We start from the raw sequence: 12,608 nt of genomic DNA, 5'->3' as shown, positions 1-12,608 counted from the left end.
CCGGCTAGCTTTCAAACGCAGCGCGGAAAGCCGCCAGGGCGGTATCCCCCGCCTCCAGGCCCGCTCCCCCGGCGGCAAACGCTTCGAGACCGACCACTCCTGTGTAGCCGGCTTCGCGGAGGGCGGCTGCAACTGCGCGGTAGTTGATTTCCCCGGTGCCGGGCTCACAACGGCCCGGGACGTCGGCCACCTGGATTTCCCCCACCCAGGGCAACGCGGCCCGGACGAGTTCAATCAGGTTCCCCTCGCCGATCTGGGCATGGTAGAGGTCCAGCATCATCCTGGCGTTGGGGTGGTCAACCGCCGAGACCAGCGCCAGGGTGTCTTTGGCCCGGGCCAAGGGAATGCCGGGGTGGTCCAGGACGGTGTTCAGGTTCTCCAGCGCGAAGGTCACACCGTACTTTTCGCCCAGGACCCCCAGGCGTTCGAGGGTGCTCCGGCCGGTCATCCACATCTCCCCTGTTGACCGGTGCATGGGGCGGACAGCCCGGCCGCCCTCCCCGAGCTCCGCCGGATGCACCACCATCCGCTCGATCCCGAGTTCCAGCGCGGCAGGGATCAGCTTCTCCGCAGACGCCAGCACCTCGTGGGCGCTGCGGGGGTCCGTAAGGCTGCCGCCAAAATAGCCGGTCATCGAAGAGAACCGCGCTCCCGTGGCTGCCAGGGCCGCAATGTCCTGGCCACGGGTATCCCACAGCTCCACCTCAAAGCCTCGCCCGTGGATCCTTTTGACCCGCTCGATCAACGGCAGTTCGCCGTAGACCATCTCCGCGCACACGGCCAGCCGGAAGCTCATGCCTTATTCCCCACGAGGTGGCGTGCAGGTTCTGCCGGACTCAGGACGGCAACCGACGCAACATCAACCGGCAGGCCCGTTTCAGCCGAACGGAAGGCGGCAAGGGCTACAGCCAGGGCGTTCCGCGCATCGGTTCCACCAGGAGCCTGGGCGGCAGGAACCTCAGTGCCGTCACGGCCGGCCTTGACGGCGTCCACAAAGTGGGCGAGTTCAGCCGTATAGGCGTCGTGGAAAAGATCCACGTTCCGCCGGACGGTGGCCGAACCGATGCCGGCAGCGGTGTAGCTCGTGGCGCTGGTTTCCTGTGGCCCTCCCGCCGTCACCATCCCCGCGGAGCCGAAAACTTCCCCGCGCACGTCATAGCCGTAGAGCGCATTGAAGTTCGCCTCGGCCACGGCGATGGCCCCGTTGCTGTACGTCACGGTGACCACTGCGGTATCCAGCAATCCGACCTCTTTTGCCCCCGGAGCCACCAGCGCGTCAGCCACGGCATACACGCTGACCGGAACAGCGCCCGGGTTGAGCCAGTTGAGGGTGTCGAAATCGTGGATGAGGGTTTCCAGGAAGATGGTGCCGGGCGGAATCCGCCCCGGATCGGCAATCCCGTCCGCGGTGCCCGGATCGCGGGTCAAGGACCGCAACAGCTGCGGCGTTCCCACGGCGCCGTCGTCGATCAGCTTGCGGGCAGCGGCGAAGCCGTCCGCAAAGCGGCGGTTGAAGCCGAACTGGACCACCACGCCCGCGGCCTCGGCTGACTTCAGGGCCTCATCGAGCTCCTCCACCGTGCGGCCGCCCGGTTTTTCGCAGAAGGCGTGCTTCCCTGCCCGGGCTGCTGCCGCGATGAGCCCGGAATGAAACCGGGCCGGCGCGGAAATCAGTACAGCGTCGACGTCGGGATCCTCCAGCACGTCTGCGGGGTCCGTACTGATCTTGGCAACGCCCAGGCGGCCGGCCAGTGCTTCAACAGCGGGCAGGGCCGGGTCAGCGATTGCCTCCAGCCGGGCGCCGGGGATGCGCAGCGCTACGGATTCGGCATGGAAACTTCCAATCCAGCCCGCTCCGATCAAGCCGATACGGACCGGACGGTCTTCGCTGACCGGATGCTGAAGGTAACCCATAATTTCTCCTGACGTCGTCGTCTAGATCGTTCTAGTCGAACCATGATGACATGCGGTTCACGTCAGGTCTAGATCGTTCTATAGACTGTTACTCCCAGGAGGAGATATGACGGAACTGCAGCGCCGCCCCACCCTGATGGACGTTGCCAAGGCGGCAGGTGTTTCCCGCGCCCTGGTGTCCATCGTGATGCGGGGCGCACCCGGCGCCGCAGAATCAACCCGGCAAAAAGTCCTGGAGGCGGCCCTCGAGCTGGGCTACCGCGCGGACTCCCGGGCGCGGCTCCTCCGGAGCAGCCGAACCAAGCTCCTGGGCCTCATCTTCTCCAGTTCACAGCCCTTCCATGCGGAAATTGTGGATGCCGCATACGCCGAAGCCTCGGCCAGGGGTTATGAGATAGCGCTGAGCGCCGTGGCCACCGGCAGGCCCGAGGCCCGGGCCATCGAAACACTGCTGGACGTGGGCGCCGAAGCCCTAATCATCATCGCCCCGACCCTCAGCCCCGAGGACCTGGCACTGCACGCGCGCCGGGTGCCGGTGGTGAGCCTCCTGCGCGAGGATGTGGGCGACCTCGTGGATTCGGTCAGCAGTGACGATTACGCCGGCATCCGGATCGCCGTTGAGCACCTCGCCAGCCTGGGCCACGGCCGGATCACCCACGTGGACGGCGGCACAGCCGTCTCCTCGGACCAGCGCCGGGAAGCGTACCGCACGGAAATGCTCCGGCACGGCCTGGAGCCCGTAATTATTCCCGGCGGGCCGGATGAGGAAACCGGCATGCGGGCCGGGCAGGTTCTCCAGGCGGACCTGCCCACGGCCGTAATCGCCTTCAACGACAGATCGGCCCTCGGAATCATGGAGAGCTTCCGGGCTGCGGGCATCAGCATTCCGGCGGACATTTCCGTGCTCGGCTACGACGACAGCCACTTCGCCAGGCTGAGCTACGTCCAGCTTTCCTCCATCAGCCAGGACGCCCCACTCCTTGCGGCCGCAGCCGTTGACCGCGCCGTGGACCGGGTGGAAGGGACGCTGCCGCCAGGCCGCGTTGTCCGGACACCCCACCTGGTCCTCCGCAAGACCACGGGACACGCTGGTGCGCAAAAAGTGGGTCAAAACTAGGCTGATCCTGAGCCGGAATCTCCACTGCGCTGCCCAGGCGGCCTTCAGACTGGAAAAGGGGGCACTCCGGTCACCTCCTTTCTTTGTGCGCCCGTCCCCGCCGTCGCCCTTTCCACCCAGGGTGCGGCGGCACACCACCTGGAGGTCCAGTGAAGCTGTTCAGATACATCCTGTGTTTCGCCGTGCTGCTGGCCTGGGCGCTGCCCGCCGGCGCGGCCCCGGCGCACGCCGCGATGGCAGCCATCACCCTCAGCCCGAACACCGGTCCTGCCGGCACCTCGGTGACCGTCACCGGAACCGGGTTCCCCAAGAAGACCTCTGGGACAGTCAGCGCCGGAACCACCAGCGCCCCTTTCAAAACCAGCGCCTCCGGCTACTTCACGGCTGAACTGGTGATGCCTGAATCAGCCGAGCCCACCGTCACCGTCCGGGCTGCAACGGCGACGGCGAGCGCCTCCGCACCGTTCACCGTCACCTACAGCTCCCCCTCCATCGTCGAAGAGGAACCTGCCGAGCCGGCCCCGGCTCCCGCGCCCACCAGCCCGCCGCCGCCCGCCCCCGCAACCCTGCGCTTCGGCGTCGGCACCCCCGGCGGTCCGCTCGCGGCGGCCGAACTGAATGAGGTCACCGCCATTGCGGGCGAGGCGCCGTCCATCATCCTGTCCTACAAGGACTTCAACCAGGCTCCCCCCATTACGGAACTGGAGGCAGTCCGCACCCGCGGCGCCCTCACCCTGCTGACCTGGGAACCGTGGGCGTGGGGCGGCGGAACAGCGCAGCCCACGTACTCCCTGGACCGGATCACCGCCGGGGACTTCGATCCCTACCTGCGCCAGTGGGGCCAGGCGCTGGCCGGCTGGGGCCACCCGGTGATGCTGCGGTTCGGGCACGAAATGAACGGCAACTGGTATCCATGGTCGGAGCAGGTCAACGGAAACGGTTCCGGCGACTACGCGGCCGCGTGGCAGCACGTGCACGGCGTGGTGACGGCGGCGGGTGCCACCAACATCACCTGGGTGTGGAACCCCAACGTGCCGTACTGGGGGTCGGTGCCGCTGGCCGGCCTGTACCCCGGCGCGGCCTACGTGGATGCCGTGGCGCTGGACGGCTACAACTGGGGCACCTCCGCCTCGTGGAGCTCCTGGGTGTCCCCGTCCCAGCTCTTCGGCGACGGCCTGTCCCAGCTCCGGACCCTGGCCCCGGGCAAGCAGATCCTGATCGCCGAAACATCCTCGGCCGAGCAGGGCGGCTCCAAGGCAGACTGGATCACCGCCCTGGTCAGCTACCTTTCCGCCCAGCCGGACATCACCGCAGTGACCTGGTTCCACTACAACAAGGAAACCGACTGGCGGATCAACAGCAGCACGCCGTCCGCCGACGCCTTCAAAGAGGCACTGGCCGCCCGCCGGTAACGCAAAAGCAAGTGGTCCCCCCGCCGCGCCGGAAAAGTAGAGTACCGGCTACTCGTGCCCTCCGCGGGCTGTACTCATAGATTCGGGGAAAGCCCGCGCGGGTGCGGGGCGGGACCGAAGCTTACGGGGGACGAAGCGTGGCACTACAACCGGCGGACGGAACCATGCGGACAGAGCGCCCGGGGTTCCTGCTGGACCTCATCACGGGTGCGGACACTGACCTGGGTTCGGTGCAGCGGCTGGCGGAGGCCGGCGCGCAGGCCCTCGCCGGGTCCGCCGACTGCGCTGCCCTGCTGATCCGGCCCGGCGGCCCACCCGTCATTGCGGGCAACAGCACTGCCGCCGAGGCCCTGGCCACCTCCGAGGACCGGAACGGCGACGGGCCCCTGACCCATACCGTCGGCACGGCCGAAGTGGTTAAGGTGGACCGCACAACGTCCACCAGGTGGCAGGCATACCGACGGCGGCTCTCGGCTTCCGGATTCGGCGCAGCGTTGGCTCTCCCGCTTGAGCTGGAGGACCGCACCTCCTGCGCGCTGCTGTTCCTTGTCCGCGGCACCACCGGGCTGACGCCGGACCTGGTGGCCGAGGCCCGGTGGTTCGCGGAGGTGGCGGCCCAGAGCATGAAGCTGGCGCTCGAGGTGCGCAGCGTCCGGTCAGCCGGGGACAACCTGAAGACCGTCCTGGAGAGCCGCACCTCCATCGATGTGGCGTGCGGCGTGATCATGGCCCAGAACAGCTGCACTTATGCCGAGGCGTTCAGCAAGCTGGCGGGCGCGTCACGCCAGCGGAACCTGAAGGTGCGCAGCGTTGCCGAGAATGTGGTGAAGTCACTGGCCGCCGGCGCCCCCGCAGCGCGGCTCGATCCGCCGGCCCCGGCGTAGCCTACCCCGCAGGCGCGCTGTCCGGTGAGAACGTGTAAACCCACTCCGTGGTGGCCCCCGCCGCCAGCGAGTACTTGGGAAGGGCACGCGCGGAAACAGTGACGGTGCCGGAGCCGGGATACTCGCCGGCCTTGACGGCTGCTCCGTCCCGCACGTATTCAACGCCCCTGGAGGATGGGACGGTGAAGGTGTCCTTCCTGGTGCCGTCCTTGTCCGTGAACTTCACGGCTTTGGGCAGCACAACGCCGGCCGGCAAATCGTCATTGGAGAGGTCCAGGGCCTCCGCCGCGTCCACCAGTCCGTGGCCGCAGCCTTCGGGGCAGTCAACGGCCAGCGGCCGGGCCGTGGCTTCAAGACGCTTCTCCACCATCTCGGGCGTGTAGCTGCTGCCCACCTCGGACATCAGCAGGGCGGCGATCCCGGAAACGTGGGGGGCCGCCATGGACGTGCCCTGCATAAAGGCGTAGGCCTCGAGCCCGGGGGTGGTGGCACCGAAATTGGAGGTGGAGAGGATGCCTTCGGTGAACTGGCTGGTGATGTCGCCGCCCGGTGCCGTCACATCGACGTCGTCCCCGTAGTTTGAGTAGGAGGCGCGGGCGCCGGTGCGTCCGGAGGCAGCCACCGTAATGACCTTCTTGCAGTTTGCCGGACTCATGCCAGAGGCCGGGCGGTTCGAGTTTCCGGCGGCCACCACCACGGCGGCGCCTGCTTTATGGGCGAGGTTGATGGCGTTCTGCAGCGTGACGGAGCAGGGGCCGTCGCCGCCCACGCTGAGGTTGATCACGCGGGCGGGGTTGGGGTTGACCGGCAGGCCGGCCACCTGCCCGCCGGCGGCCCAGATGATGGAATCGGCCACGTCCGATTCGTAGCCGCCGCAGGCCCCGAGAGCGCGGACGGGAAGCAGCCTGGCTTCGGGCGCCACTCCAGCGACGCCGTCGTTGTTGTTGGCCACCGCGGCGATCGTCCCGGCCACGTGGGTCCCGTGCCAGGAGGACGTACCGCTCTCCCCGCCAATGCCGCACAGTTCCCCGGCGAACCAGTCCCCCTCGTCCTGCGGGTTGGCGTCCCGCCCGTCGCCGTCCCGCGCGTTGGCGGCGTCAACGATCATGTCGTAGCCGGGCAGCACCCGGGGATTCAGTTCGGAGTGGCTGGTGATTCCGGTGTCCACCACCGCCACCACTGTCCCCTCGCCGCGGTTCACGTCCCAGGCGCCGGGGAGCCGGATGCCGGCGGCGTCATCCCACAGGTTCCACTGGGCCGGGTACCCGGGATCGTTGGGGGCCTCGGCTGCCGGGTGCATGATGATGTCCGGCTCGGCATAGGCAACGCCCGGGGCGGATCGCAGTGCTGTCAGGAAGGCCTCGGCTTCGGCGCCAGGAAGGGGGCGGCTGGTTTTAACCACCTGCGCGCCGGCGGACGTGCCTTTGACCTTTTGGGCAGCGATGCCCACCCGGCCCGCTGCCATCCGCGCGGCCTCGGAGGTTGCCGCGGCTTCGGACCCGATGCCTGGACCGCCCTGGATCCCCACAATGAACTGGTCCGTGGCGGGGGACGCAGCGGGCGCCGCACGCTGCGGGGTTGGCCGGATGTTGTCCAGTCCGCCGTCGGCACGGGCAGGAAGGGCCAGGGTTGCGTTCGCCAGGGCAGCAGCCACAGCGAGGGCGACGGCGGTGCGGGGGCTGAAGCGGTGGGTCATGGGCGGGCATCCTTCAAGGACAGGCGCCAAGCGCTGGGTGCCGGCGCGCGGACAGACTCACCCCCGCCCCGATTCTAGCCACAAGCAGGAGGGGGAAGAAGGGGCAGCGGCAAATATCCCGAACCCGTGAAAATGGTCGGCAGAGCGCCTGGGTCCATCTGAGCCGGCATCCCGAATCGCTCCGGACAGGGATTGGCACATAATGCCTGCGGGCACCCACATATTTCCAGTGTTTTGCCTTTTTTGGGAAGCAGCTCTCCATAGGATTCCTGCATGTGGACCAAACAGAGCCAGAGCTTCTGCCCCGCATGCGGCAGGACTACCCATCACGTGACTCACTTTCACAAGGACGACGCCGGCACGCTTGTTGCCAGCGCACGTTGTGCTGAGTGCCCGCAACCGGGTATTCCCGCCGAAAACCACATGCCCGCCCCGCTATGGAAATCCCACGGCGTTCCGGCGGTCTGACATGAGTACCGGAAGCATGATCTCAGTGCCTTACCTCGCAAAGGCGAGTAACGGGTACTCGGGCGGCATGTGTTGCACAAGAGGTTAATAAATCAGCGGGGGCACCAGCTTCCTCAGGGACCTGGACGCGACAGCGTTGGGGCGGAACGTTTAAGGAGTACCGTGAAGAAATCGATCAAACGAGCCCTGGGACAAGGGCTGGCAACAGTCCTTGTCGTCGCCGGGCTAGGAGCATTTGGGGGCCCGGCCAGCGCAGCAGAGCCACCACCGCCTCCCGCCCCGGCCGCACCAATCCATGGAACCGCCGGTTTCAACTACTCCGGTGTGGGAAATCCCCCTACCGCTGACAAGCCGCAGAGCAAGCTGTGGTGGAACGATGGCTCCTGGTGGGCGGATATGTGGACCTCGGGAGGTTGGAAGATCCACAAGCTGGACAGGGCCGCCAAGCAGTGGGTGGACACCGGAGTAGCGGTGGACAACCGTGCCAACACGTCGGCGGACACCCTCTGGGACGGCAAGAATCTTTACATCGCCCACCATGTGGTCACCATCTCCAGTGAGGGCGGACCAAAGGCGTCCCGCCCGGATTCCCCGGCCAAGCTGTACCGCTACAGCTATGCCGACGGAAAATACACGCGGAGCAGCGGGTTTCCAACCACTATCACCACCAACAGCAGCGAATCAATGACCATCGATAAGGACAGCACGGGAGCAATCTGGGCCACGTGGACCCAGGTGTCCGGCGTCCCGACCGGTGGTTACACCAGCAAGGTGATGGTTAACAACTCGGCCTCGGGCGGCACCTCGTGGGGCACCCCGCAAACCCTTACCGGGGAGAACGCCACCGTGGCTCCGGATGACATCTCGTCCGTTGTTGCCTTCGGCAAGAACAAGATCGGGGTTATGTGGTCTGACCATGTAACCGGTTCGGTCTGGTGGGCCAGCCGCACCGACGGCCAATCCCCCACCTCGTGGAACGTGCAGTCCGCCGTCCGCGGGCCGAACCAGGCTGACGACCACCTCAACATCAAGTCACTGCAGGCAGACACCACCGGCCGCGTCTTTGCTGCGGTCAAGACGAGCTTCGATATGAACTCCACGGCACGCAAGTCGGACCCGCAGTTGCAGCTGCTGGTGTTCAAGCCGGCCACGGGAGCCTTCGACAAGTTCACCATCTCCACGATCGGCGACTGCCACACCCGCCCGCAGATTGTGCTGGACCCGGAAAACAACAAGATCCATGCCTTCCAGTCGGGTCCGGCAACAACGGTATCGGGCTGCCCCTACAGCGGGACGTCCGGCGCCATCTACCAAAAGACGGCTTCCATGGATGACCCCGTTTTCGCCGCCGGCCGCGGCACCCCCGTCATCCAGGACTCCACCCCCAGCGTCAACAACGTGACCACCAGCAAGCAGCCCGTTACCAGCAAGAGCGGCATGGTGGTCCTTGCCAGCGACGACGACGACAAGCGCTACTGGTTCGCTGACTTTGGCATCGAGGGTGACGGCGATGACGGTGGCGAGTATGTACCGCCGGCAGTTTCACCCTTCGCTGATGTGGTGACAACACAGCAGTTCTACAAGGAAATCTGCTGGCTCTTCGAGAATGAGATCTCCACCGGCTGGACAGAAAACGGCACCAGGACCTACCGGGCGCTCGAGCCGGTAAACCGTGATGCGATGGCAGCGTTCATGTACCGCCTTGCCGGCAAGCCTGCCTATACTCCGCCGGCAGTGTCGCCCTTCACTGACGTTCCTCCCGGGACCGCCTACTACAAGGAAATCAACTGGCTGGCTGCCCAGGAGATCTCCACAGGGTGGGATGAGGGTAACGGCATCCGGACCTTCCGGCCGCTTTCACCCGTGAACCGTGACGCGATGGCAGCATTCATGTACCGCCTTGCCGGCGAGCCATCCTTCACTCCGCCCGTCGCGTCCCCCTTCACCGATGTTCTTCCCGGCACAGCGTTCTACAAGGAGATCACGTGGCTGGCCGCCCAAGGAATCTCCGAAGGGTGGACAGAAGAGGACGGCAGCAAGACCTACCGGGCCCTGCAGCCGGTAAACCGTGACGCGATGGCAGCGTTCATGTACCGCTTCAACGAAAAGCTGGACTTCATCTAGCACCTGCTCTACCGGGCTGCTCCCCGGAATTTGGACGGATTCCGTTCGAATTCCGGGGAGCAGCCTTTTGCGTTCCCGAACAATGCAGGGCGGGGTACGGACGGCATGGGACGCCCGGTACCCCTACTATGGAGGGGTGTCTCGGCCCGCCGCCTAGCCCAGCGCCCTATTGAGTCTGCAAGTCATTCAAGGAGTCTTCACCTTGTTTTCCCGCGTCGCCGTCATCATTCGTACCAAGGACCGGGGGCGGCTGCTCGGCCGGGCTTTGGACAGCGTCCTCGCCCAGACCTACACCGACTGGCTGATCGTCCTTGTCAACGACGGCGGGAGCCGGGCACAGGTGGATGAGGCGCTGGAACCGCGCATTGCAGACATCGGGGACAGGCTTCTGCGGCTCGACAACCAGACCAGCCTGGGCATGGAAGCGGCGTCCAACCTTGGTATCAGGGCCGTGGACTCGGAGTTCATTGTTGTCCATGATGACGACGATGAGTGGGCTCCTGAATTCCTGGCCATCACTGTCGCCCACTTGGAACAGCATCCCGGTGACGGGGGCGTAAGCGTTGAAACGGAAATTGTCTACGAGCGCCTCACCGCCGAGGGCCGGGACATTGAAGACCGCATCATCTTCGAGCCGGATCTGCGTGAGATTACGCTGGTGGATCTGCTCCACTACAACCGGTTCGTCCCCATCTCGTTCCTCTTCCGCCGCTCGGTGTACAACGAACTGGGAGGTTTCGACGAGAACCTTCCCGTGGTGGGCGACTGGGAGTTCCACCTCCGTTTCCTTGTGCACCACCACATCGGCCTGATCAAGGGGCGGCCCCTCGCCTTCTGGAACCAGCGCCGGTCTGCCCTCAGCAGCGAGGCCAACAGCTTCATAGCACGCACGGAGGAGCACCAGCTTTTTTCCCTGAAGATCCGGGACCGCCTGGTCCGCGAGCATGCCCGGGAGTTTGGCCTCGGCCCCCTCCTGTACCAGCGTGAACTCCTTGCAGTGGAAACGGGCCGCCTCCACCACCGGCTGGAGGAGATCAGCCGCCAGCAGTCCGAGGGGACGGAGCAACTGACCCGGCTGGTGGGGGACGTCGAGCAGATCCAACGCAACGTCCGGGCCGCATCCCAGCCGCTGCCCCTCCGTGCTCTCCGCTCGGTCCGCCGGCGGCTGCGGGAACGGGGAGAGCGCCAGCGCTCGTTGGACCTACACGCGTCGCGGCAGCACGCCGTCGTACATTCCCCGGCGTCCCTCGGCAAGGAGCAACGCGTTGCCGTCTTCGGCGACGTAGGCCAGCACGAATACCACGTGGGTGATGAGGCGATGACGCACGCGGCCATCGCAGCCCTCCGGAAGCGCGGCTACGAAAACTTTGTGGTGCTGACGCATGACGTCGGGCAGACGTCCGGCCTGTATGGCCTGCCAGCTGCCCCAAGGCCGGAGGTCCCGTGGAACCCCTTCGAAAGGCACCAGCTCCTGCAGGAGGTCAAACACCTTCTCGACGGCGGGCCGGCCACCGAACGCGCCGCGGACGTTGTCCGCACGTTCCAGGACGCCTTCAGTGGCTGCAGCACCCTGCTCCTGGCTGGCGGAGGCAACCTCACGTCGCAGTACGGCGGGCTCCTTTTTGAGCGCCTGGCTGCCATCCGGGTGGCCCACTCCATGGGCCTCAAAGTGGTGGTGTCGGGCCAAACCGTGGGACCGGTCCTCACAGGACCGGACCGTGCCGAAGCCGCGGAAGCACTGCGCCTGTGCAATGTGGTCGGTTCCCGCGAGCGGCACACGCATGACCTGCTGACATCCATGGATGTGGAGTCGGTCCTGGTTTTGGACGATGCAGCGTTCCTCGCCCAGGGCGTTGGCTTGGACGCCTCGGCGCTGCCGCCGTCCGGCTATATTGCTGCCACGTTTGCTCCAGGCTCGGGCGCCATGCCCCGCAACGATTACCACCGGCACATGGCACGTTTGCTCGACCTCGCGTATGAGCAGCTGCAGCTTCCCATCCTGCTTCTCCCCCACGTCTCCACCTTCGGAGCACAGGACGGGGACCAGGAGTGCCATGCCGCTATTGCACGTCTCTCCACGGCACCGGATGTCAGGGTGCTGGACCAAAGGCCGGCTGAGGAGACGGCGGCCCTGACGGCCAACGCTGAACTGGTCATCTCCAGCCGCTACCACCCCGTTGTTTTTGGTCTTTCCGCCGGCGTCCCTGTGCTGCCCGTTGCCGTTGACTACTACGGTGAAGTGCGGATCGGTGGAGCGCTGGAAAGCTGGGGCTTGCGGCGCCTGCTGCGCTCACTCCGCCATCTGGGGGACGGAGACGACGCCAAGTGGGTCAATTCCGTCATCGGACAACGGGCAGGGATCCGGGAGCACCTCCAGCACCAGGGGAAGACACTGAACGCGTTCCATGAGGGCTGGTGGGATGCGGTGACGGCCGTCCTGGACGCCGGATCCACACCCGGACCGCTTACCCCGCTTCCTTTGGTGGACAGCAACCCGTCGTTGATCCTGGAACAGGCTGAAAGCCCGGAAGCCACCCGCCTGAACGCCAGCAACGAGATAGCCATCGGTAATCTCGCTCAGCACACCGAATGGCTGCAGGGTGAGCTAAACCAGGTGGCAGCGCGGCCGGACGGCCTTAGGGGAAGCATCGCCGGGATCACCAGCTCCGGTCAGAAGCTGCTCAGCGGGACGCCGTTGCAGGCGGCCGCCGAGCGCTTCCGAACACGGATCTCGCGGTAGGGGTTCTGGAACCGGCGTCACTCCATAACGATGTTCAGGCGGAACAGGAAGGCTGCCATCGCATCACGGCTGATTGCCTGCAGCGGCCGGTACAGCCGGCGGCCATCCTCCACCCAGCCCGTCGAAATACCCTTTTCCGCGAGCCACGCCATCTCCTTGTAGAACTGCTGCCCGGTCACAACATCAGCAAAAGGGGACCCAGCAGGCGCCGTATAGTCGGGCGCCCCTGCCATCCGGTACAGGAACGCGGCCA

At 66.1% G+C, this 12,608-nt stretch carries 9 protein-coding genes; 5 read left to right on the top strand and 4 right to left on the bottom strand.

Features of this window, described 5'->3' with window-relative positions; translation table 11 throughout:
• Positions 1 to 4: 4 nt before the first annotated feature.
• Positions 5 to 796: a TIM barrel protein gene (locus tag IEX33_RS01510; protein ID WP_188727157.1), complete on the bottom strand. Its 792-nt coding sequence runs from the start codon at positions 794 to 796 to the stop codon at positions 5 to 7.
• Entirely contained in the window at positions 793 to 1,914 is a 1,122-nt protein-coding gene (locus tag IEX33_RS01505; RefSeq protein WP_188727155.1) for a Gfo/Idh/MocA family oxidoreductase, read from the bottom strand. The genes IEX33_RS01510 and IEX33_RS01505 overlap by 4 nt, the downstream gene beginning before the upstream one ends.
• Positions 1,915 to 2,020: 106 nt before the next feature.
• Here IEX33_RS01505 and IEX33_RS01500 point away from each other — a divergent pair, with 106 nt between their 5' ends.
• The 3 genes from IEX33_RS01500 (at position 2,021) to IEX33_RS01490 (ending at position 5,327) form a co-directional block, all read left to right on the top strand.
• Positions 2,021 to 3,031: a LacI family DNA-binding transcriptional regulator gene (locus IEX33_RS01500; RefSeq protein ID WP_188727153.1), complete on the top strand. Its 1,011-nt coding sequence runs from the start codon at positions 2,021 to 2,023 to the stop codon at positions 3,029 to 3,031.
• 155 nt (positions 3,032 to 3,186) lie between these two features.
• Positions 3,187 to 4,443: a glycoside hydrolase family 26 protein gene (locus IEX33_RS01495; protein WP_229675232.1), complete on the top strand. Its 1,257-nt coding sequence runs from the start codon at positions 3,187 to 3,189 to the stop codon at positions 4,441 to 4,443.
• Positions 4,444 to 4,580: 137 nt separating this feature from the next.
• Positions 4,581 to 5,327, top strand: coding sequence for an ANTAR domain-containing protein (locus IEX33_RS01490; RefSeq protein WP_229675187.1), 747 nt, complete (start codon positions 4,581 to 4,583; stop codon positions 5,325 to 5,327).
• 1 nt (position 5,328) lies between these two features.
• Here IEX33_RS01490 and IEX33_RS01485 read toward each other — a convergent pair whose 3' ends face one another.
• Positions 5,329 to 7,023, bottom strand: a complete 1,695-nt coding sequence (locus tag IEX33_RS01485; RefSeq protein WP_188727151.1) for a S8 family peptidase — start codon at positions 7,021 to 7,023, stop codon at positions 5,329 to 5,331.
• Between the two features lie 792 nt (positions 7,024 to 7,815).
• Here IEX33_RS01485 and IEX33_RS01480 point away from each other — a divergent pair.
• Together IEX33_RS01480 and IEX33_RS19270 are read left to right on the top strand one after the other, a co-directional pair.
• Complete coding sequence (locus IEX33_RS01480; RefSeq protein WP_229675186.1) at positions 7,816 to 9,615, top strand: S-layer homology domain-containing protein; 1,800 nt, start codon at positions 7,816 to 7,818, stop codon at positions 9,613 to 9,615.
• Between the two features lie 202 nt (positions 9,616 to 9,817).
• Positions 9,818 to 12,355, top strand: a complete 2,538-nt coding sequence (locus IEX33_RS19270) for a polysaccharide pyruvyl transferase family protein (protein ID WP_188727149.1) — start codon at positions 9,818 to 9,820, stop codon at positions 12,353 to 12,355.
• A 17-nt stretch (positions 12,356 to 12,372) separates the two neighbouring features.
• On the opposite strand, the gene IEX33_RS19265 is transcribed toward IEX33_RS19270, so the two are convergent.
• Positions 12,373 to 12,608: S-layer homology domain-containing protein (locus IEX33_RS19265; protein ID WP_229675185.1), on the bottom strand; the 236-nt coding region annotated here is incomplete at its 5' end.

The sequence above is a fragment of the Pseudarthrobacter scleromae genome (assembly GCF_014644515.1).
GTDB lineage: Bacteria > Actinomycetota > Actinomycetes > Actinomycetales > Micrococcaceae > Arthrobacter > Arthrobacter scleromae.
This window is presented reverse-complemented; position numbering and strand designations above follow the sequence as displayed.

Coding starts and splice junctions, on each gene's coding strand:
- IEX33_RS01505 (WP_188727155.1), bottom strand. CDS start 1,914: ATGGGTTACCTTCAGCATCCGGTCAGCGAAGACCGTCCGGTCCGTATC.
- IEX33_RS01510 (WP_188727157.1), bottom strand. CDS start 796: ATGAGCTTCCGGCTGGCCGTGTGCGCGGAGATGGTCTACGGCGAACTG.
- IEX33_RS01485 (WP_188727151.1), bottom strand. CDS start 7,023: ATGACCCACCGCTTCAGCCCCCGCACCGCCGTCGCCCTCGCTGTGGCT.
- IEX33_RS01500 (WP_188727153.1), top strand. CDS start 2,021: ATGACGGAACTGCAGCGCCGCCCCACCCTGATGGACGTTGCCAAGGCG.